This is a genomic window from Amycolatopsis sp. cg5 (genome assembly GCF_041346955.1).
Taxonomy (GTDB): Bacteria; Actinomycetota; Actinomycetes; order Mycobacteriales; family Pseudonocardiaceae; genus Amycolatopsis.
Genome location: NZ_CP166849.1, coordinates 8,309,204 through 8,330,146, shown reverse-complemented (window position 1 = coordinate 8,330,146; position 20,943 = coordinate 8,309,204). Strand labels below are relative to the sequence as shown.

The window sequence follows — 20,943 nt, the reverse complement described above, 5'->3', positions numbered from 1 at the left end:
GATTGACGCACGCGTGCTCCTGCAAGAAGGTCGAAGATGACACCTTCGGAGGGGGACGGCCATGAGTGTGACGGAGACCGCGAGCGCCGAGCAGGAACTCATCGACACACTGCCCCCGATCTTCCGCTGGGGTGTGGCCACCGCGGCGTACCAGATCGAAGGCGCCGCCGGCGAAGACGGCCGCACACCGTCCATTTGGGACACTTTCAGCCGCGTGCCCGGCGCGGTGCACGCAGGCGACACCGGCGACGTCGCCTGCGACCACTACCACCGCATGCCCGCCGACGTCGAGCTGATGAAGTCGCTCGACGTCGACACCTACCGGTTTTCCGTTGCCTGGCCCCGTATCCAGCCGGGCGGCCGTGGCAAGCTCAACGAGGCGGGCATGGCGTTCTACGACCGGCTCGTCGACCGGCTGCTCGACAAGGGCATCGACCCGTGGCTCACGCTGTATCACTGGGACCTGCCGCAGGAGCTGGAGGACGCGGGCGGCTGGCCGTCGCGCGACACCGCCTACCGCTTCGCCGACTACTCGATGCTGGTGTTCGACCGGCTCAGCGATCGCGTCCGCAACTGGACCACGCTGAACGAGCCGTGGTGCTCGGCCATGCACGGCTACGTCCACGGCGTGATGGCACCGGGCCGCCGCGACCTCGGCGACGGCATCGCCGCGGTCCACCACCTGCTGCTCGGCCACGGGCTCGCGACCGAGCGCATGCGCGCCGCGGCCCGGCGCCGCATCGAGTTCGGCATCACACTGAACATGGGCACGTCCGAACCGGCGGACGAGAGCGAGCCCGCGCGTGACGCTGCCCGGCGCGCCGACGGGCTCGGCGTGCGTATCTACCTGGACCCGCTCGTGCACGGCCGCTACCCGTCCGACGTCGTGGAAGACCTTGCCGCACAAGGGGTTCGCGTGCCCGTCCGCGACGGCGACCTGGCGATCATCGCGGCGCCGCTGGACTTCCTCGGCGTCAACTACTACTTCGGCCAGCAGTTCGCGGCGGTCGACGAGCCGGTGCCGTTCGGCAGGCCGAAGACCGCGATGGGCTGGGAGATCCTGCCCGAAAAGTTCACGGACCTGCTGGTCCGGCTGAACCGGGATTACCCCGGCCTGCCGATGTTCATCACCGAGAACGGCTCCGCGTTCGACGACGTCCCCGACGAGCACGGGTTCGTCCAGGACGACGCCCGCGCGGCGTACCTGTCCTCGCACATCGCGGCCGTCGCGGCGGCCCGGCAGGCGGGCGCGGACATCCGCGGCTACTTCGCGTGGTCGCTGCTGGACAACTTCGAGTGGGCGTACGGATACGAGAAGCGGTTCGGCCTGGTGCGCGTCGACTACGAAACCCAGCGGCGCACGATCAAGAAGAGCGGCTACTGGTTCCGCGACACGATCCGGCGGGTCCGTCAGGGGCAGGGCGGGTTGTAGGGCACACCGGGGAAGAAGCGGTCCCACTCGGCGGTGGTGATCTTCGGCTCGGCGAGCGCGCAGATCCGCTGGGAGATCCTGCCGAGATCGGTCTCCCAGAGAAACACCGACGGCTTGGCGGTGCCGATCGCGACCGTGTGCCCGTCAGGGCTGAAGTGCGCACCGGTGATGGCGTCCGGCTCGCGGACACCGGCCACCCGCACCGGGGCGTCCGGGTCGGTCGTGTCCCACAACTGCGCTTCGGACTGGAAGGAGATGGCGAGTTTCGTGCCGTCCGGACCGAACGCGACCCCGTTCGCGCCCTCGGTGCCACCGACGATCCGGGGCCGCTCACGCGGCTTGGCCGGATCGGTCAGATCCCAGAGATGGACCTTCCGGTCGGAACTGGCGGCGGCCAGCGTCCGGCCGTCAGGACTGAGGTCCATCCGGTAGAATCCGTTGTTCTTGCTCTCCTGGTTGGCGATCGTGGCCAGCTCGCGTGGCTGCCGCGGATCGTCGACCGACCAGATCCGGATGCCGGGGCCGAGATCACCGGTACTCGCCATCAGCGTGCACCCATCCGGGCTGAACCGGATCGCCCACACCGTGTCCCTCGGTGTCGCCAGCGTGGACATCAGCTCGAGATGGTTCGGGCCGGTGACGTCCCAGAGACGGACCTTCTCGGCGTCGTGCCCGGTCGCGAGCGTCCGGCCGTCAGGGCTGAACCCGATGCCGTAGACGGGAACAGTGTCAGTCACGGCGAGCAGCCGCGGAGCGCGCGGGTCGGCGATGTCGAAAAGCCGCAGGCGGCCCGCCGGGCGGTGGGTGATCGATCCGACGGCGAGCGCACGGCCGTCCTCGCTCACCGCGATGGCGGTGATCTCTTCGTCATCGGTGGAAACCTTGCCCAGCTCGCGGGGACGTAGCGGGTCACTGATGTCCCAAAGCCGGCCGGTGCGGCCGTCGCCGTCGTCCGTGACCATCACGCGCCCATCGGCGGTGATCCCGCTGATCACGCTCGACTGGTGGGTGTCGAGCGCGAGATCGGCCAGTGCCCGCAGGTGCACGCTCTGATCGCCGACCGCCGCGATGGTCCGGCCGTCCGGGCTGAGCGCCGCCGAGGTGACCCCGCCATCCTTGCTGTCCACCACGGCGAACCGCTTCGGCGCGGCAGGGGTGGTGACGTCCCAGACGAACGCCGCGCCGTCGTCGCTGCCGGTCGTCAGTTTGGTGCCGTCCGCGCTGAACCGGGCACACCAGACCGCCGCCTTGTGCGCGGCGATCGTCGCCAGCGGCTTGGGCTCGCGTGGCGCGGTCACATCCCAGAGCCGGATGGTCTTGTCCCAGCTGGACGTGGCCAGCGTCCGGCCGTCCGGGCTGAGCTCGACCCAGGTCACGATGTCGGTGTGGCCGGTGAACGCCGAGAGGTTCTTCGGCGATGCCTGGTCGGAGATATCCCAGAGCGCCACCGACTTGTCGTCGCTGCCCGACACGAGCATCTTGCCGTCAGGGCTGAAGGACAGGCTGTTCACATTGTTGGTGTGGTGGAAGATCCGCCCGGTCAGCGTGGGGGCGCGCGGGTTCGTGACGTCCCAGAGCCCGATCGTCGTGTCCGTGGAACCGGAGGCGAGTGTGTGCCCGTCGCGGCTGAAAGCGAGCCCGAACACCAGCCTGGTGTGCCCGTTCGCGACCCCGAGCTGGACGGGGACGGCAGGGCTGGAGACGTCCCACAGCTTCACCGCGCCGGTGCTCGTCCCGGTGGCGAGCAGCTTGCCGTCCGGGCTGAGCGCGATCGGCTTCCTGGTGTCTTCCGCGCCGGGCAAGGTGGACAGCGCGCGCGGTCGCAGCGGGTTGGAGACGTCCCACAGCCGTACGGAGCGCTGGAGGCCCGCCGTCACGAGCAGGCGGCTGTCCTGGCTGAACGCCAGGTGGAACGCGGAGTCCGGCCTGAGGTCCAGCCGTGCGCCGTAAGGGGTGGTGAGCGCCGTGTACAGGCCGTCGCGGGCCTCGGGAACAGGTGCGAGCTTGTACGCTGCCAGGCTGAGCTGCATCGCCAACGCGGGGTTCATCGCACTGAGCGCGGTCGCGTCGTCGACGACTTTCCTTGCCAGCGCGGTGTTCCGCTCTTCGGTCGCGGTCTGCTGCGCGCGGAAGGCCACGAAGGTCGCGACCCCGGCCAGCAGGAGCAGCACGCCGAGCAGCGCGACGAGACGGCGGAGCCGTTTCGTACGGCGGCGGACGGCAGCCACCTCGGCGGCGTCGGCGGCGAGGCTCTCGTCCAGGAACGCTCGCTCGCGTGGGGTGAGTGAGGTGTGCGCGGTGGCGGCCCACTCCTTGGCCAGTCCCAGCCGGGTGCCCCGGTACAGGGTGCCGGGATCGTGGTCGAGCTTCTCCCAGGAGTCCGTGGTCTCGGTGAGGTGCCGATGGACGCGCAGGCCTTCGCGGTCCTCGGCGAGCCAGTCCCGCAGCCGGGGCCAGCAGCGGATCAACGCCTCGTGGGCGATGTCGACGCCGTCGCGGTCGAGCGTGAGCAGGCGGGCGTCGGCGAGACGTTCCAGCACCAGCGTGGTGTCGGCGTCCTCGGCGTCGAGCTCACGACGCAGCAGCCTGCGCTTGGTGTCCTCGGTGCCTTCGCCGAGTGCGGTGAGCCGCAAGAAGATCTGCTTGGCGACTTCGCGCTGCGCGGCGTCCAGCTCGGTGTAGACGGCCTCGGCGGTGTGCGCGATCGCGTCGTGGATGCCGCCCGCCGCCTCGTACGCGGCGACCGTGAGGGTCAGGCCTTGGCGGCGCCGCCAGGTTTCGAGCAGCGCGTGCGAGATCAGCGGAAGCACCGCTGGCTGCCCGATGGCGTCGGTGACCAGCCTGGTCACCAGCGCCGACTCGACCCGGCAGCCGACCCGGACGGCGGGCTCGACGATGACGGTGCGCAGCTCGTCGGCGTTCATCGGGCCGACCATCACCTGGGCGTCGCGCAGCGCGTCGACCAGCCCGGCGTGGCGTCCGCAGTGCCCGTAGAAGTCGGCGCGGACCCCGATCACCACCCGCGTGCCGTGCTCGTCGTCGGCGAGTTCGAGCAACGCGTCGAGGAATTCGGCGCGCTCCTCGTCATGGCAGAGGGTGAAGATCTCCTCGAACTGGTCGATGATCAGCACGTGCCCGCTGTCGGCCAGGCCTGCCGCGCACTGCTCCATCGGATGCGCGCCCGGAGTGAAGATCTCGGTCCGGTGCGGGCCGTGCACGCCGACGAGGCCCGCCCGCAGCAGCGACGACTTGCCGGAGCCGGACGAGCCGAACACCCCGACGAACCGGCGTCCCTCCACTTTGGACGTCAGCTCCGCGATGAGCTTCTCACGGCCGAAGAACCGGCTCGCGTCGCCTGCCTGGAAGGCGGCGAGGCCCAGGTACGGGTTCGCGGTCTCGGTGAGCGGTTCCGGCTCGCCGTCGGTCGCCGCGAGTTCGGCCGCGACCGAGCGCCACCGCGTCTCCCACGCGTCGGCGTCGCCCTCACAGGCGGTGACGTAAGCCGTGGTCAGCGCGAGCCCTGGCAGTTTCCGGCCACTCGCCGCGTCGGAGAGCGCGGCGGCTGAGTAACCGGCGCGGACACTGAGCTCGCGGTAGGTGGGCCCGCCCGCGTCCTCACGCAGCCGCCGCAGGCCGGCCGCGAACCGCACGACGACGTCGTCGCCAGGCCCTAGCGGACGTTCGCGTCTCGGCACGGTCGCCTCCCTCCGGCGGTCATGGGCACGGCTCCCGGAAATCGACACCGGGGAAGTAGGCGTCCCACTCCTGCCGGGTGAGCCGCGGCCACGCGAGCGCACAGATCCGGGCGGCCACGGCGTCGGTACTCGTGTCCCACAGGCGGATCGTCCGGTCGAACCCGGTGGAGGCGAGCGTGTGGCCGTCCGGGGCGAACGCGAGCGCGGCGACCGCGTCGGTGTGTCCGCTCAGCACCGCGAAACCGGTGGCGTCGGTGATGTTCCACAGCCGGACGGTCTTGTCGGCGCTGCCGGTGGCCAGCAGCCGCCCGTCCGGGCTGAACGCCACCGCGTTCGCGGAACTGAGATGGCCGCCGAGTGTCGCGCGCGGCCGCAGCGCGCGGCCGGTCACGTCCCACAGCCTGGTCTTGCCGTCGGCGCCCGCGGTGGCGAGCGTGTGGCCGTCCGGGCTGAACGCGGCCGCGAGCAGCGGCCCGGATTCGGTGCTGACGGCCAGCTGCCTGGGCATGGAGCGATCGGTGACGTCCCACAGCCGGACCGTGGCATCGAACCCGGCGGTCGCCATCACCGTGCCCGCGGGGTCGAAGACGGTCGCGGCGATCTGCGCGGTGTGGTTCTTCACCTGCCCGATGAGTGCGGGCGCGGCGGGATCGGCGAGGTCCCACACCTTGAGCTCCCCGTCGATCGTCGAGGTGTACAGCGTGCGGCCGTCCGGCCCGAACGCGGACGGGTATATCGGGCGGCCTGGCGCCGAAATCGTGCCGAGCGGCTTCGGCGCCGCGGGATCGCGCAGGTCCCACAGCCGGGTGGTGAAGTCGTCGCTCGAGGTGGCGGCCATGGCGCCGTCCGGGGTGAAGCGGACCGACCAGATCCGATCGCGGTGCGCGGGGATCGCCGCCAGCAAACGGGGCCTGGCCCGTGGATCGGCGGTGTCCCACAGCCGGAGCGTCCGGTCGGCGCCCGCGGTCGCGAGCACCTTGCCGTCCGGCCGGTACGCGAGGGAAATGGCCTGATCGGCGTGCATCGCCGAAGCGGGTCCACCGACCTCTTCGAGCCGGATCGTCTTGTCGGCGCTGCCGGTGGCGAGGGTGCGCCCGTCGGGACTGAACGCCAGCCCGTGCACATCGTCGAGATGCCCGCCGAAGGTCGTCGTCTGCTTCGGTCTGCGTGGCTCGGTCACGTCCCAGAGCGTGGTGGCGGTCGCGGGCCCGGCCGCGGCGAGCGTCCGGCCATCCGGGCTGAAGGCCACCGCGTAGACCGGCGTCGGCTGCGCGGGCAGCTTCGCGAGCTCGACGGCTTTCGACCGATCGGTCACGTCCCACAACCGCGGTTCCTGGTCCAGCCCGCCGGTGGCGACCGTCCGGCCGTCGGGGCTGAACGCGACCGCGCGGAACCGGGTGTCGGGATCGCTGATCACGGCTTCCGGCGCGGGCGCCGCCGGGTTCGTGAGGTCCCAGAGCCGGACCGTGTGGTCGATGCTCGCCGTCACGAGCCGGGTCCCGTCACCGCTGAACGCGAGTGAGCTGACGCCGTCGGTGTGCGCGGTCACCGTGGTCAGCTCGCGTGGCCGCTTCGGATCGAGCACGTCCCAGAGCCGGACCGCGTTGCCCCAGCTGCCCACGGCCAGCAGGTGGGTGTGGCCGCTGAACGCGATCGAGCTGACCTCGAACCCGCGGACCGGGAGGTCGAAGGTCGCCAGCGGCGCGGGCCTGCGCGGGTCGGCCACGTCCCACAGGTGGACGCGATCGTCGCTGTCGCCGATCGCGATCGTGGCCCCGTCCTGGCTGATCCCGACCGTCGTGGCCCGGACGCCCGGCGGCGCGACCAGGCCGAGTTCGGTCGGCCGCCCGGTCATGTCCCACAGCCGGACACCGTCGTCCCGGCCGGTCGAGGCGAGCCGTTTGCCGTCCGCGCTGTAGGCCAGCGCCCACACCACGCCGGTGTGCCCGGTCAGCCGGGTGGCGTAGGGCGCGCCGAAGGTGCTGAGCAGCGCGTCGCGGGTTTCCTGGGCCGGAGCGAGCCGGTACGCGGCGAGGCTGAGCTGCACGGCGAGCGCCGGGTTCGTCGTGCGGAGGGTTTCGAGCTGGGCGACCACCTTCCGGCCCAGCGCCAGGTTCCGTTCCCCGGTCGCGGTCTGGTCGGACCGCACGGCCAGCACCGTGGTGATGCCCGCGACCAGCAGCAACACGGCGAGCAGCGCGACCAGCCCACGCAACCGCTTGGTCCGGCGCCTGCCGGTCTCGGTCTCCGCCGCCTGGGCTTCGAGACTCGCGTCGAGGAAGTCGCGTTCCCGCGACGTCAGTAATGTCTGTTCCTTCCCGGACCAGTCGCGCGCGGCGCTGAGCCTCGTGCCCCGGTAGAGAACACTGTGGTCCCGGCCGAGCGCTTCCCAGGTATCGGTCGCCTCCGTGAGTTGACGGTGCACGCGCAGGCCCTCGCGGTCCTCGTCGAGCCACTCCCGCAGCCTCGGCCAGCAGCGGATCAGCGCTTCGTGCGCGATCTCGACGCCGTCGCGGTCCAGCGTGAGCAGCCGCGCGTCGGCCAGCCTGTCCAGCACGACGTCGGCGTGTGCCGAGTCCAGCTCGCGGCGGCCGATCCGGCGTTTCGTGTCGGCCATGCCCTCGTCGAGCGTGGTCAGCCGCAGGAAGATCTGCCTCGCGAGCTCGCGCCCGGCCTGATCCAGTCCTTTGTAGACCGACTCGGCCGTGTGCGCGATCGCGTCGTGGATGCCACCGGCGGCCTCGTAGCCGGCGACGGTGAGCGTGACGCCCTGCCGCCTCCGCCAGGTTTCCAGCAGCGCGTGCGACACCAGCGGCAGCGCGGCGGGCTGACCGGCCGCGTCCGCCACCAGCCTGGTGACCAGCGCGGTCTCCACCCGGCACCCGACCAGCACCGCGGGTTCGACGATGACCGCGCGCAGCTCTTCGCCGGTCATCGCGCCCACCAGCACCTGGGCGTCGCGCAGCGCGTCGACCAGCCCGGTATGGCGGCCGCAGTGTCCGTAGAAGTCGGCACGCACCCCGATGACCACGGTCGTCCCGTGCTCGTCGGCGGCGAGCGCGAGCAGCGCGTCGATGAAGGCGGTGCGCTCGGCCTCGTCATGGCAGAGCGTGAAGACCTCCTCGAACTGGTCGACGATCAGCAGCCCGCCTCGTCCGGCGAGCCCGGCCTCGCACTGCTCGAGCGGGCGGGCGCCCGGGGTCACGACCAGCGCCGTGTGCTCGACCGCGCCGGTCAGCCCGGCCCTGAGCAGCGACGACTTGCCGGAGCCCGAAGCGCCGAACACACCGACGAACCGATGCTCTCGCAGCCGCCCGATCAGCTCCTTGACCAGCCGTTCCCGCCCGAAGAACCGTTTCGCGTCATCCGGCTGGAACGCGGCGAGCCCGAGATAGGGGACCGGCGTCTCGGTTTCGGCCGGGACGGCGGGCACCGCCTCTTCACTCGCGGCCAGCTCGGCGGCGATGGCACGCCAGCGCGCTTCCCAGTGTTCGAGGTCGCCACCGCAGGCGGTCACGTAGGCGGTCGTCAGCGCGAGCCCCGGCAGCTTCCGCCCACCGGCCGCGTCGGAGAGCGCGGCCGCCGAGTACCCGGCACGCTTGCTGAGGTCCCGGTAGGTGGGACCACCCGCTCGCTCACGGAGCTCACGCAGACTCGCGGCGAACCGCACGACGGCGTCGTCACCCGGCTCCAGCGGACGCTCACGTCTCGGCATCGATGATCACCTCCCCTCTTTGATCATCGTCGCCGTATCCGGCCCGGTACTCCAAATCCGGTGACGCGCCACTTCCATTAGCCGGGAGCACTCGGTGACACACCTGCGAAAACCTGCCAATGGTCCGACGTTCGGGCCTTTTTCGTTCAGCCGCGGGCGAAGATTCTTTGTTCACTGGACGACGGCGGACACTGAACAAACTTAGTGCGCTACAAACGCTCTCGTGATGACCCGAACCCTGCGGAATGACCTCACCGTCGTCGCCGCCGGAGTGCCGACGACCGGCGATTTCGCCGACGGCATCCGCGTGGTGGCGAACGCCGCGACGCACCGGGAGACCGTGGAGCTCACCCGCGCCCACCGGCCGGACGTTCTGCTCATCGACCTCCACCGGCCCGAGCTCGGCGGGCTGGCGCTGACCCGGGAGATCCGGCACTCGGCGCCCGCCACGGCGATCCTCGTCGTGACCACCCGGCAGGAGGCCGAGCTCGTGGTGGCCGCCATGCGGGCAGGCGCGATGGGCTACCTCCTCGAGGACTCGACCCCCGACGACATCGCCCGCGCCATCCGGGGCGTGGCCGCGGGCGCCGCCGTGTTCGGCCAGGCCATCGCCAACCAGGTGCTCGGCCTGCTGCGGGCGCCGAAGCCACTCCCGCCCTTTCCGCAACTGAGCTCTCGTGAGCGCGAGGTGCTCGAACTGGTCGCCGGCGGGCTCGGCAACGCGGCGATCGCCCGCAGGCTCGACCTCGCGCCCAAGACCGTCCGCAACCACGTGTCGAGCATCCTGGCGAAGCTCGGGGCCAGCGACCGCGCCAGGGTGATCATCAAGGCACGCGGCGCGGGCCTCGGCGAAGAGTGCTGATTCCCGGCCGATCCGGGACCGTGGTCCCTGGCAGGCGGGACGGGCCGCCGCCCACCATCGATCACCATGAGCGGATATGACGCCGTCGTCATCGGCAGCGGGCACAACGCGCTGATCACCGCGGCCTACCTGGCCAGGGCCGGGTGGAGCGTCGCCGTGCTGGAGGCGGGCGACCGCCCCGGCGGGCTCGTCCGCACCGACGAGCTGACCCTGCCCGGCTTCCGGCACGACACCTACTCGTCCGCGCACCCGCTCTTCACCGGCGGGCCCGCGTTCGCCGAACTGGGGCCCGAGCTGCTGGCGCTCGGCCTCGACTACCGGAGACCTCGCTACTGGTCGGGTGTCTCGACGGCGCAGGGGGCCGTCGGGCTGCTGGCCGGTTCCGCCGAGGAGAACGTGGCCGAGGCCGAGCGGCTGGCACCCGGCGACGGCGAGTCGCTCGCCAGGCTGCTCAAGGAGGTCGAGCCCTCGATCGGCCCGGTCTTCGGCCTGATGGGCGTCGACCTGGCGACCCCGGTGGCCCGCAAGGCGATCCACCGGCTGACCCACGACGCGCACGGCGGCCTCTCGGACTTCGCGCACCTGTTCACGCTGTCCGGGCGGGTGCTGCTCGAAGAGACCTTCGCCTCGCCGGTGACGCGCGGGATGCTGGCGCCGTGGGCGCTGCACCTCGGCAGGGGACCCGACGAGGTCAACAGCGCGCTGTGGGTCGTCCTCGTGCTGGTGGCGCTGACCGCGGCCGGGATGCCGACGCCGGTGGGCGGCAGCGAGCAGCTCGCGAAGGCGCTGACGGCGCTGATCGAACGGCACGGCGGGACCGTCGCGTGCCACCAGCGGGTGGAGCGGGTGCTGCTGCGCGACGGCAAGGCTCGCGCGGTCCGCACGGCCGGCGGCCAGGTGGTGACCGCCAGGCGGGCCGTGGTCGCCTCGGTCAACCCCGACCAGCTCTACCTCGAGCTGCTCGCGGACGAGCCCGGCGCCGTCCCGCCGCGGATCCGCGCGCAGGCCGGGCGGTTCCGCTACGGCCGCGGCTGCTTCCAGGTGCACCTGGCGCTGTCGGAGCCGCCGAGGTTCCATGACCCGAGGCTCGCCGAGGCGGGCGAGCCACACCTGACCGAGGGCCTGGACGCGCTTTCGCGCTCGGTCAACGAAGCCACGCGCGGCCTGCTGCCCGCGGAACCGACCATCGCCTTCGACTCCCCGTCTTCGGTGGACCCTTCGCGCTGCCCACCGGGACGGGCCGTCGCGCGACTGCAGCTGCTGGACGTGCCCTGCCGCCCGCACGGCGACGCGGCAGGACGCATCGCCGCGGGCGACGGCTGGACCGACGACGTCAAGCAGGCCTTCGCCGACCGGGTGCTGGACATCGCCTCGCGGCACATCGCCAACCTGCCGGGCGCGGTGCTCGCCAGGCACATCATCAGCCCGGCCGACCTGGCGGCGGCCAACCCCAACTGCGGGCCGGGCGATCCGTTCGGCGGCAGCCACGAGCTGGCGCAGAGCTACCTTTTCCGGCCGCTGCCCGGACAGCCGGGCCATCGCACCACCGTGCCGAACCTGTACCTGGTCGGCGCCGCCACCTGGCCGGGGCACGGCGTCAACGGCGCGTCCGGCCACATCGTCGCGAAGCAGCTGCTGTCTCAGAGCCATGAGAACCGCCAGAAATGACTGCCTTGGATGCCCTCGGCGTACTCCTCGACCGTCCGCTCCTCCAGGTACCTGCCGAAGCAGGCCGGTGAGAAGGCGCGGTGCTCGGCGGCGACGGAGAGACCCCGCTTGCGCGTGGTCGGCGGCGCGGCGACGGAGAACGCGAGCGAGTCGAAGCCGAGCTCGACGAGCACAGCGCCGAACCGGTCCTCCCAGCTGCGCAGCACGGCGGACAGCGCGGCCACCCGGTCGGTCATGGCGATCATGCCCGCCCAGCCGATGACGGCCGGGATGTCGGCGGGGCGCCCGGCCCTGACCAGGCCCAGCCTGCTCCCCGGCACGCCGGCGAGCACCCCGCCTGCCCACGCCGCGTCCTCGAACGGTTTCGTCCGCTTCGGCGAGCGGCGGGTGAGGCCGGGGAAGTCGGGGCCGAACGGATGGAACCGCCGGTCGTAGCCGGGTGGTGGATCCCACCACGCCTCGAGCGCGTCGACGGCGCGGATGGCGCCGACGTCCTCGACGGCGGACGGCAGCCGTCCCCGGTCGACGATCCAGTCTTCGGCCGGTCTGGCGAACCGGAAGTCGTCCGGGATCACCACCGGCCAGATACCGGTTTCCCCTGCGGCCAAGGCGAAATCCCGGTAGGTCTGCGCCGTGGTGTCCTCGTCGGAGACCCAGAGGTTGTCATGCCAGCCGCCGGACGGTTGCGGCAGTTCGGGCAGGGTGTCGAGGAAACGGAACGGGATGACGGACATCGGATACCTCCTGCGATCGAGTGCTGATCTCGGGAGGAACGCTAGACCGATGGTCCGACAGTTTTGCCGAAACCGTTGGGGCGCAGGGGTTTTCAGCGATAGAGCTCGCGGGCGATGATCGTCAGCTGTACCTCGGAAGCACCCTCGTAGATGCGCGGCGCGCGGACTTCGCGGTAGAGGTGCTCGAGCAGGTGCCCCCGCCGCAGCGCGCGGGCGCCGTGGATCTGGATCGCCGAGTCCACCACGAACTGCGCGGTCTCGGTGGCGAAGAGCTTTGCCATCGCGGCACGTCCCGCCAGCCGGGTTTCTCCGGCGTCGTAAGCGGAAGCGGCGGAATAGACGAGCAGCCGCGCGGCTTCCACGCGCATCGCCATCTCGGCGAGTTTGTGCGAAACGCTCTGCTGGTTCCTGAGCGGGCCGCCGAACGCGATCCGCTCATCCGCGTGCGCGAGCGCGGCGTCCAGCGCGGACCGCGCCATGCCGACGGCGAACGCGCCGACACTGGGCCGGAAGAGGTCGAGCGTGCGCATGGCGACGCCGAAGCCGCGGTCGAGTTCGCCGAGCAGCTCGCCGGAACGCACTGGCACACCGTCGAAAACGAGCCGCCCGATGGGATGCGGGCTGACCAGGTCGAGGTGCTCGCCGGAAAGTCCCGCGCGGTCGGCGGGCACGACGAACGCGCTCACCCCACGGGCGCCCGCGCCCGGCGTGGTGCGCGCGAAAACGGTGTAGAAGTCCGCTTCCGGCGCGTTGGAGATCCAGATCTTCTCGCCGGTCAGCCGCCAGCCGTCGGTGTCCGGCTCCGCGACGAGTTCCAGCGCGGCGGCGTCGGAGCCCGCGTTCGGCTCGGTGAGCGCGAAGGCGGCGACGGCGTCGCCGGCGGCGACCGCGGGAACCCACTTCTCGAGCTGTTCTTGTTGCCCTGACTGAAGAACCGGATAGGTGCCGAGTCCCTGCAACGCCAGCGCGGTCTCCGCCTCGGTGCTGCGGGTGGCCAGCGCCTCACGCAGGATGCAGAGGTCGACGGCGGCCGCTTCCCGCTCGCCGGGGAACAGTTTCGCGAGCAGGCCGAACGAGCCCATGGCCTTGATGAGCTCACGGTTGACCGTGCCCTCGCGGCCTGCCTCGGCGAGCGGCCGGAGCTGCTCCTCGCCGATTTTCGTCACCTCGGCGGCGAAAGCCTGTTGTTCCGGCGTCAGCGAAAAGGCGGTCATGAAGCGCTCCCGTCGGGTCGCCAGCGGGCATGTGCGGTCTTCGGTTCACCCGAACGTATGAGATCCAGCCGCGGCTTGGGACCGTCGGTCCGGCCGCCCTGCGGCTTGCGGCTGCCCGCCGCGAACGGCTTCGGCCAGGGGATCCGGTAGTCCTGCTCGGCCGCGGCGTGCAATGTCCATTGTGGATCGTAGAGATGGGTCCTGCCCAGCGCGCAGAGGTCGGCGCGCCCCGCCAGAATCAGCGAATTCACGTCGTCGTAAGAAGAAATGGCGCCGACGGCGATGACCGCCACGCCGTACTTCCTGCCGATCTCGTTTCGGATGCGGTCGGCGTACGGAGTCTGGTAGCTTCGTCCATATGCCGGTTTTTCTTCACTGACCACTTGGCCGGTGGAGACGTCGATGGCGGTCACCCCGTGCTCGGCGAAAGCCCTCGCGATTTCGACGGCCGCGTCCGCGTCCAGTCCGCCTTCACACCAGTCGGTCGCCGAAATCCGCACGCTCATGGGACGTTCCGCGGGCCAGACCGCCCGCATGGCGTCGAACACCTCGAGCGGAAAACGCAGCCGATTCTCCAGCGAGCCACCGTACTCGTCCGTGCGCCGGTTCGTCAGCGGGGAAAGAAAGGAGGACAGAAGATATCCGTGTGCGCAATGCAGTTCCAGCAGATCGAAACCGGCTCGCGCGGCCGAGCGGGCCGCCGCGGTGAACTGGGCCTTGAGCTCACCCAGGTCATCGGCGGTCAGCTCGCGCGGGATCTGGCTCGACGCCTTGTACGGCAACGGGGACGGTCCGCAGATCTCCCAGTTCCCGTCCGGCAACGGCTCGTCGATGCCTTCCCACATCAGCCTGGTCGAGCCCTTGCGACCTGAATGCCCCAGCTGGACACCGATCTTGGCGGCACTGTGCTCGTGGACGAAGTCGACGACCCGGCGCCAAGCCGACTCCTGCTCGGCGGTGTAGAGACCGCCGCAGCCGGGCGTGATCCTGCCGGTCTCGGAGACGCAGACCATCTCCGTCATCACCAGGCCCGCGCCACCGAGCGCCTTGCTTCCCAAGTGCACCAGGTGGAAGTCGGTCGGCACGCCGTCTCGCGCGGAGTACATGTCCATCGGTGAGACCACGACCCGGTTCTCCAGCTGGAGTTCGCCGAGGCGGAAGGACTGGAACATCGGCGGCCGCACCTCACCGGAGGACTGCCGCGACGCGAACCACTCGTCGAGTTCGCCGACGAACTCGGGATCGCGCAGCCGCAGGTTGTCGTAGGTGACCCGGCGGCTGCGGGTGACGATGTTGAACGCGAACTCGTGCGGATCCTGGTCGGTGTACTGGCCGATGTTCTCGAACCATTCGAGACTTGCCTGCGCGGCGCGCTGCGTCGAGGTGACCACCGGGCGCCGTTCGGCCTCGTACGCGGTCAGCGCTTCGTCCACAGTGGACTGCTCGTGCAGGCAGGCGGCCAGCGCGAGCGCGTCCTCCATGGCGAGTTTCGTGCCGGAGCCGATCGAGAAGTGCGCGGTGTGCGCCGCGTCGCCGAGCAGCGCGACGTTCTCGTGCCGCCAGCTCGCGCAGCGCACGGTGCCGAACTTCGTCCACTTCGAGTTGTTCGCGAACACCTGGTGCCCGTCCAGCACGTCCGCGCACAGCTCGCGGATCAGCTCGATGGAGCGTTCGTCACTGTGTCCGGGCGGCAGTTCCTGCTCGGCGACCGAGGCGAACGCGCGCTGCCACACGTCCTCGTGCAGTTCGAGGATGAAGGTGCTGGCCTCGCTCGAATACGGGTAGCCGTGGATCTGCATCACGCCGGCCGGGGTGTCGAGGATGTGGAACTTGAACGCGTCGAAGACCAGGTCGGTGCCGAGCCAGATGTAGCGGCAGCGCCGGGTCTCCACCGAGGGCTCGAACCTGTCGGCGAGCCGCGTCCTGGCAGGGGAGTTGACACCGTCGCAGGCCACCACGAGGTCGTACTCGGCGGCGAGCCCGGTGACGTCCGGCGCCTCGGTGCGGAAGAGCACTTCCACGCCCAGCGACCGGCAGCGTTCCTGCAGGATGTTGAGCAGTCGTTTCCGGCTCATGGCGGCGAAGCCGTGCCCGCCGGAGGTGAACGTCGTGCCCCGGAAATGGACGTCGATGTCGTCCCAGCGCGCGAACTCCTCGCGCATGGCGGCGAAGATCGCGGTGTCCGCGTGCTCGATGCCGCCGAGCGTCTCGTCCGAGAACACCACGCCGAAGCCGAACGTGTCGTCGGGCGCGTTGCGTTCCCAGACGGTGATCTCGTGCGCCGGGTTCAGCTGTTTCGCCAGCGCGGAGAAATACAGGCCCGCCGGGCCTCCGCCGAGGACCGCGATTCGCACGTCGCCGACTCCCTTCGTCGGCCTCCAGACTATGTCGTAGCCAGCACGACCGTCAACGAGGCGATACATCCCGTACGCTGACCGGCATGGCCTTCGAGCGCATCAACCCCGCCGAGCTGGGCAAGCCGTCCGGGTTCTCCCACGCCGTCGTCGCCGACGGCGGCAAGCTGGTCTTCCTCGCCGGGCAGACCGCACTCGACGTGCACAACAAGATCGTCGGCGACGGCGTGGTGGAGCAGTTCGAGCGCGCGCTCGGCAACCTGCTGACCTCGCTCGAAGCCGCCGGCGGCGAACCCGCGAACCTCTGCTCGCTCACCGTCTACATCGTCGACATGGACGACTACAAGGCACACGCGCGCGAGATCGGCGCGGTGTGGAAGCGCCTGGTCGGCACCGAGTACCCGGCGATGGCCGGGATCGGGGTCAGCCGCCTGTGGGACATCGAGGCGCTGGTCGAGGTGCAGGGCTACGCGGTGCTGCCTACGGCCTGATCGTCTTCGCGACGTACCCGCGCGCCGCCGCCTCGAGCTCGGCGTGCAGCGTGAAGAACAGCTCGGCTGCCCGGATGCCCGCCCAGCCGTCGGGGAGCAGTTCGGCGGGCAGCCCGGGATCGAGATACGGCAGCCGCCGCCAATCGGTGAGCACGGCGACATAGTCCGTGAAGGCCTCGCGTTCGGACCGATCGCGCCGGTCGAGCACACCGGTGTGCAGGCGCAGGAAGTCTTCGTAGAGCTGCTCGAGCTCGCCGAGGTCCCACCAGTCGCTGACCTTCTCGGTGAGCTCCCCGAACGCGATGTGCTCGGCTTGGAACAGGTTCGCGTACCCGTCGAGATCCAGCCGCCGGAGCATCTCGACGGTCGCGTCCCGCAGATGCGCGGGCGCGATCCACACCCCCGCCGACGCGGTGCCGAAGCCGAGCCTGGTCAGCTGGGAGCGCAGCACGTGACGGCGGTGCCGTTCGGTCTCCGGCACCGAGAACACCGCGAGCATCCAGCCGTCGTCGAGCGTGGCGCGCTGCTCGCGAAAGATGCGCTGGTCTCCTTCGCGCAGGATCTCCAGCGCTTCGGGGGAGAGTTCGTACCCCGCGGCGCCGGCGCGTCGCACCGCCTTGAGTATCCCGCGCCGCTTGAGGCGCGAGATCGACGAACGCACCGCGGGCTCGTCAACGCCCAGTTCGGCCAGCAGCGTGATGAGCGAAGCGACGGAGAGCCAGCCGCCCTCGCTGCGGGAATACAGCCCGTAGACGGTCACGATGAGCTGGCGGGGCTGGGCGGCGCGGCCCACCCCATCGCCGCCATCGAGTTCGGTTGTTTCCGGTACGACCGTCACCCGGTCAAGATAACAAGTGCGCCAGCTGGCCGAGTGTCACTTTTGGCTACCCTCTTGGCAACTGGGAGGAGTCGGCGTTGGGCTGGTTCAGGCGCCGGCGTTGCCCGGCGAGCGCGCATCGGTTCCGTTTCGGGACGCTGGTCTTCACCACTCCGACCGAGCTCGACAGCCTGGTCGCGGTGGCGGGCGCGAGTGACGACGAGGCGCAGCGGTGGCTCGGCTGGGAGCTCGACCACATCGTGCTGGAGCCGCACCGTGAGCGCTATCTGGCGATGACGCCCGGCCGGGGCGTGGCCTACGACCTGCGGGAAGACGCGATCGACCTCATCGCGATCCATCCGGGGCGCAAGCGGTGCGCCGGACTGGTCTCGGTGCATTCGGACGGTGAGCTCGGCGGCTGGCTGATGCCGGGATTCCGGGGCCAGGGGCTCGGCGGCGAGCTGTTCAAGGCGGGGCTGGTGCTCGCACACGAGCATCTGGGCCTCCCATCGGTGCGAGCCGGGGTCGAGACGGCCAATCTGGCCAGTCAAGGCGCGTTGCGCGCGGCCGGGATGCGGCGAGTGGACGGGCCGCCGACGCATACGCTGCCGAACGGCCGGGTGATGTCTTCGTACTGGTTCCACCACGAGGTGGCGCAACCGCGGCGATGTTGACGGCCCGCTGAAAGTGCGCGGGCCGTCAACCGTGCCGTTCAGGCTGCGACGAGTTCCTTGGCATCTTCGGTGCTGACCTCTTCCTGTGCGGGTGTGGCGGTGTTCTCGATGTGGCGGAGGAAGCCGACCGCGGCGGCAGCGGCGGCGAGCACGACCAGCGCGGCGACGAGCGCGGCGGGCCGCATGCCGGCGACGAAGGCCTCCTGCGCGAGGTGGACCAGCTGGTCACCCTTGGCCTGCGGCAGTTTCGCCGCGACGTCCTCGGCCGCGCCGAGCGTCTGGCGGGTGGCTTCGAGCTGCTCCGGGGTGAGGCCGGACGGGGCCGTCTTGACCATGGTGGCGGTGTAGACACCGGCGCCGACACTGCCGAGGATCGCGATGCCCAGCGCGCCGCCGAGTTCCTGGGCGGTCTGCAGCAGTGCCGAGACACCACTGGCCCGCTCGGCGGGCGTGGTCGCCATGACCATGTCGGTGACGATCGACATGACGACCGCGATGCCGACGCCGATGAGCACGGTGGCGCTGATGATGAGCGGGATGTTCCGCTCGGTGCTGACCTGCGTGATGAGCAGGAAACCCAGTGCCGCCAGGGTGAAACCGCTCGCGATGATGTAGGCGGGCCTGGTCCGCTGCGCCAGTTTCGCGGCCAGCGGGGCGACGAACGTGACGACCACCGGGCTGGCGAGCGTCCACATCGCGGCTTCGAAGGCCGACATCTTCAGCACCTGCATGAGGAACTGGGTGGTGAAGATGCCGAATCCGACCATGCCGAACAAGCACACGAGCGCGATGGTGATCGAGGCGCCGAACCCGCGGTTGCGGAAGAGGGAGAGTTCGATCATCGGGTCGGTCATGGTCGACTGACGGCGGACGAACAGCACGCCGAGCGCGAGACCCAGTGCGATCGCGGCGACGGGCGTCGCTTCGAGGCCGCTGACAGCGCTTTCCTTGACGCCCCAGATGATCGCGAGCATCGCGCCGAGCGACAGCACGGCCGAAAGCGCGTCGAACCTGCCGAGCGACGGGGCGCGGTACTCGGGCACCAGTATCGGGGCCAGCACCAGCAGCACGACCATCACCGGGATGTTGACCAGGAAGATCGAGCCCCAGGAGAAGGTCGACAGCAGCAGGCCGGAGACGACCGGGCCGAGGCCCGCGCCCGCGGACAGCACGATGGACCACACGGTGATGGCGGCGCGGCGCTGCTTGTCGTCGTGGAACATGTTGCGGATCAGGCCCAGCGTGGACGGGGCGAGCGTGGCGCCGCCGATGCCCTGCAGCGCGCGGCCGGCGATGAGCAGCTCCGGGCTGGACGCGAAGGCGCAGGCGACCGAGCCGAGCCCGAACAGGACCGTGCCCGCGATGAGGAGACGGCGGCGGCCGATCCGGTCGCCGAGTCCGCCCATCGTGATGAGCAGGCCCGCGAGCACGAAGCCGTAGATGTCCATCATCCACAGCTGCTGCGGACCGCTCGGCTGCAGGTCAGCGGCTATGGACGGGATCGCGAAGTAAAGGATGGTGATGTCCATCGACACCAAGAGCATGGGGAGGACCAGTACGGCCAGGCCTATCCACTCGCGGCGGCCCGCACGGATTTCGGTAGTTGTCATGAGATCCACTATACAAGTGTCTAGCACATGTGTATAGTACGACTGTGTAAGACGGACATGCGGACAACTCCCCACAATCCCCAGGAGCGCAGAGACATGCAGAACCTCGCAGGCAAGACCATCGTCGTCACCGGTGCCAGCGCCGGGATCGGTGCCGCCGCGGCCCGCCAGCTGCACGCCGCGGGCGCCAACGTCATCCCGGTCGGCCGGTCCGTGGACAAGACGGCCGCCATCGCCAAGGAGCTCGGCGTCGAAGGTCTTACGGTGGACTACACGAACCTCGCGGATGTCCGACGCCTCGCCGGTGACCTGCTCGAGCGCTGCCCGCGCATCGACGTGCTGGCGAACAACGCGGGCGGCCTGTGGACCCAGCGCAACATCACGGTCGACGGCTACGAGCAGACCTTCCAGGTCAACTGCCTCGCCCCGTACCTGCTCACCCGCCTGCTCACCGACCGCCTGCGCGAGAGCGGCGGCCGCGTCGTCATCACCACCTCGGACAACCACAAGACCGGCAAGGTCAACCTGGCCGACCTCGACAGCGAGCAGGGCTACAAGTCGCAGAAGGCCTACGCCAACAGCAAGCTGGCGGCCGCCATCCTCAACCGCGAGTACGCCCGCCGCTACCCCGAGCTGGGTGTCGCCGACTTCCACCCCGGTGTGGTCGCGTCCGAGTTCTCCCGCGACATGAAGCTCATGCACGCCTTCGCGAACTCCCCGCTGGGCAAGCCGATGCGCCACTTCCTGACCAGCCCGGAGCAGGGCGCCGAGACCCTCGTCTACCTGTCGGGCACCACCGAGCCGCTGCACGGTGGCTACTACGTCAAGAGCAAGCCCGCCAAGCCGGCGAAGCTCGCCTCGGACGAGAACCTCGCCACCGAGCTGTGGGAGATCACCTCCCGCCGCGTCGGCCTGGTCGCCTGAACATATCGGTGAGCACCGACAGTTTCCGGGCCTACGGTGCTCCGCATGATCGAAGCAAGCGAACTGCTCGCCGACCCGCGCTTCACACTCCCGCCTGTTTTCGCTGGAGCGCCGGGAACCATCGGCTGGCTGCGGACGAACGTCGCCCGGTTCAGTACCGGACAGGCCCACACGCGACGTCGTTCGCTGGTGACGGAGGAACTCGCGGGGATGGATCCCGCGTGGTTGCGCCGCGAGGCGTTCGATCGGACGGTTGAGGCGAAGCGCTTCGGTCCGGTCGACCTCAAGGCGATCGTGGTGGAGACACTCGCCGCGGCACTCGGCCTTCGCGCTGGGCTCTCCGCGGACGTCGTGATCGTCGCGAAGGCTTATCAACCCCATGTGGAAGCGACGTCCGTCGAAGACGCCGCTGTCGCACGCCTCGTCGAAGCCTGTGGCGGGGCGTCAGAACAGACCGCGGCCCTGATCGGCCTGCTCGTGCAGGCCTGCGACGCCACGGCCGGGCTCGTCGAGAACGCGCTCGGCGAAACGGTCGCCGCGGAAGAAGCACTCGCCGCCACCTTGCGTGAACGCCCGCCGGTTTCGATGACCAGAAGATATAAGGACGGGCGACTGATCGAAGTCGATCTCACCGGCTTGCCGTTCGGCCACGGCCCGAAAGTCTGTCCTGGGCAGGTGCACGCGTTGGCGATCGCGGCCGGGATTCTCGACGCGCGGCGTCAGGCGGTGTGCTAAGACTTACCGCGTCGCCGG

Annotated in this window: 14 protein-coding genes; 7 read left to right on the top strand and 7 right to left on the bottom strand. The window is 70.3% G+C overall.

All coding sequences use genetic code 11. The features are described from left to right. The first annotated feature begins 61 nt into the window (after nucleotides 1-61). The gene (locus tag AB5J62_RS37690) at nucleotides 62-1,432 is read left to right on the top strand and encodes a GH1 family beta-glucosidase (RefSeq protein ID WP_370944816.1); all 1,371 of its coding nucleotides are present in this window, start codon (nucleotides 62-64) and stop codon (nucleotides 1,430-1,432) included. Here the strand turns inward: AB5J62_RS37690 and AB5J62_RS37685 are convergent. Next, nucleotides 1,411-5,127 (bottom strand): hypothetical protein, encoded by a 3,717-nt coding sequence (locus AB5J62_RS37685; protein ID WP_370944815.1) that lies wholly within the window; start codon nucleotides 5,125-5,127, stop codon nucleotides 1,411-1,413. The genes AB5J62_RS37690 and AB5J62_RS37685 overlap by 22 nt on opposite strands. A 19-nt stretch (nucleotides 5,128-5,146) precedes the next feature. Continuing rightward, complete coding sequence (locus tag AB5J62_RS37680; RefSeq protein ID WP_370944814.1) at nucleotides 5,147-8,842, bottom strand: hypothetical protein; 3,696 nt, start codon at nucleotides 8,840-8,842, stop codon at nucleotides 5,147-5,149. A gap of 226 nt (nucleotides 8,843-9,068) precedes the next feature. Here AB5J62_RS37680 and AB5J62_RS37675 point away from each other — a divergent pair, with 226 nt between their 5' ends. Further along, nucleotides 9,069-9,704, top strand: coding sequence for a LuxR C-terminal-related transcriptional regulator (locus AB5J62_RS37675; protein ID WP_370944813.1), 636 nt, complete (start codon nucleotides 9,069-9,071; stop codon nucleotides 9,702-9,704). Nucleotides 9,705-9,770: 66 nt separating this feature from the next. Then, nucleotides 9,771-11,372 carry a phytoene desaturase family protein gene (locus tag AB5J62_RS37670; RefSeq protein ID WP_370944812.1) on the top strand — a complete coding sequence of 534 codons (1,602 nt, stop codon included), beginning with the start codon at nucleotides 9,771-9,773 and terminating at the stop codon, nucleotides 11,370-11,372. Here AB5J62_RS37670 and AB5J62_RS37665 read toward each other — a convergent pair. The 3 genes from AB5J62_RS37665 to AB5J62_RS37655 form a co-directional block, all read right to left on the bottom strand. Next, entirely contained in the window at nucleotides 11,345-12,106 is a 762-nt protein-coding gene (locus tag AB5J62_RS37665; protein ID WP_370944811.1) for a DUF4253 domain-containing protein, read from the bottom strand. The genes AB5J62_RS37670 and AB5J62_RS37665 overlap by 28 nt on opposite strands. Nucleotides 12,107-12,198: 92 nt before the next feature. Further along, complete coding sequence (locus AB5J62_RS37660; protein WP_370944810.1) at nucleotides 12,199-13,320, bottom strand: acyl-CoA dehydrogenase family protein; 1,122 nt, start codon at nucleotides 13,318-13,320, stop codon at nucleotides 12,199-12,201. Then, nucleotides 13,317-15,674, bottom strand: coding sequence for a bifunctional salicylyl-CoA 5-hydroxylase/oxidoreductase (locus AB5J62_RS37655; RefSeq protein ID WP_370944809.1), 2,358 nt, complete (start codon nucleotides 15,672-15,674; stop codon nucleotides 13,317-13,319). The genes AB5J62_RS37660 and AB5J62_RS37655 overlap by 4 nt, the downstream gene beginning before the upstream one ends. 86 nt (nucleotides 15,675-15,760) lie before the next feature. Here AB5J62_RS37655 and AB5J62_RS37650 point away from each other — a divergent pair, with 86 nt between their 5' ends. Then, nucleotides 15,761-16,165, top strand: a complete 405-nt coding sequence (locus tag AB5J62_RS37650) for a RidA family protein (RefSeq protein ID WP_370944808.1) — start codon at nucleotides 15,761-15,763, stop codon at nucleotides 16,163-16,165. Here the strand turns inward: AB5J62_RS37650 and AB5J62_RS37645 are convergent. Then, nucleotides 16,155-17,003 carry a PaaX family transcriptional regulator C-terminal domain-containing protein gene (locus tag AB5J62_RS37645; protein ID WP_370944807.1) on the bottom strand — a complete coding sequence of 283 codons (849 nt, stop codon included), beginning with the start codon at nucleotides 17,001-17,003 and terminating at the stop codon, nucleotides 16,155-16,157. The genes AB5J62_RS37650 and AB5J62_RS37645 overlap by 11 nt on opposite strands. A gap of 77 nt (nucleotides 17,004-17,080) precedes the next feature. Here AB5J62_RS37645 and AB5J62_RS37640 point away from each other — a divergent pair, with 77 nt between their 5' ends. Then, entirely contained in the window at nucleotides 17,081-17,656 is a 576-nt protein-coding gene (locus tag AB5J62_RS37640; RefSeq protein WP_370944806.1) for a GNAT family N-acetyltransferase, read from the top strand. A 38-nt stretch (nucleotides 17,657-17,694) separates the two neighbouring features. On the opposite strand, the gene AB5J62_RS37635 is transcribed toward AB5J62_RS37640, so the two are convergent. After that, nucleotides 17,695-19,266, bottom strand: coding sequence for an MFS transporter (locus AB5J62_RS37635; RefSeq protein ID WP_370944805.1), 1,572 nt, complete (start codon nucleotides 19,264-19,266; stop codon nucleotides 17,695-17,697). 96 nt (nucleotides 19,267-19,362) lie between these two features. Here AB5J62_RS37635 and AB5J62_RS37630 point away from each other — a divergent pair, with 96 nt between their 5' ends. Both AB5J62_RS37630 and AB5J62_RS37625 read left to right on the top strand, forming a co-directional pair. Further along, nucleotides 19,363-20,190: an SDR family NAD(P)-dependent oxidoreductase gene (locus AB5J62_RS37630; RefSeq protein ID WP_370944804.1), complete on the top strand. Its 828-nt coding sequence runs from the start codon at nucleotides 19,363-19,365 to the stop codon at nucleotides 20,188-20,190. A gap of 45 nt (nucleotides 20,191-20,235) precedes the next feature. Next, complete coding sequence (locus AB5J62_RS37625) at nucleotides 20,236-20,925, top strand: oxidoreductase (RefSeq protein ID WP_370944803.1); 690 nt, start codon at nucleotides 20,236-20,238, stop codon at nucleotides 20,923-20,925. The last annotated feature ends 18 nt before the right edge of the window (nucleotides 20,926-20,943 follow it).

What these genes read in the sequence shown, in the direction of transcription:
- AB5J62_RS37690 (WP_370944816.1), top strand. Translation starts at nt 62, where the DNA reads ATGAGTGTGACGGAGACCGCGAGCGCCGAGCAGGAACTCATCGACACA.
- AB5J62_RS37680 (WP_370944814.1), bottom strand. Translation starts at nt 8,842, where the DNA reads ATGCCGAGACGTGAGCGTCCGCTGGAGCCGGGTGACGACGCCGTCGTG.
- AB5J62_RS37675 (WP_370944813.1), top strand. Translation starts at nt 9,069, where the DNA reads ATGACCCGAACCCTGCGGAATGACCTCACCGTCGTCGCCGCCGGAGTG.
- AB5J62_RS37670 (WP_370944812.1), top strand. Translation starts at nt 9,771, where the DNA reads ATGAGCGGATATGACGCCGTCGTCATCGGCAGCGGGCACAACGCGCTG.
- AB5J62_RS37665 (WP_370944811.1), bottom strand. Translation starts at nt 12,106, where the DNA reads ATGTCCGTCATCCCGTTCCGTTTCCTCGACACCCTGCCCGAACTGCCG.
- AB5J62_RS37660 (WP_370944810.1), bottom strand. Translation starts at nt 13,320, where the DNA reads ATGACCGCCTTTTCGCTGACGCCGGAACAACAGGCTTTCGCCGCCGAG.
- AB5J62_RS37650 (WP_370944808.1), top strand. Translation starts at nt 15,761, where the DNA reads ATGGCCTTCGAGCGCATCAACCCCGCCGAGCTGGGCAAGCCGTCCGGG.
- AB5J62_RS37635 (WP_370944805.1), bottom strand. Translation starts at nt 19,266, where the DNA reads ATGACAACTACCGAAATCCGTGCGGGCCGCCGCGAGTGGATAGGCCTG.
- AB5J62_RS37630 (WP_370944804.1), top strand. Translation starts at nt 19,363, where the DNA reads ATGCAGAACCTCGCAGGCAAGACCATCGTCGTCACCGGTGCCAGCGCC.
- AB5J62_RS37625 (WP_370944803.1), top strand. Translation starts at nt 20,236, where the DNA reads ATGATCGAAGCAAGCGAACTGCTCGCCGACCCGCGCTTCACACTCCCG.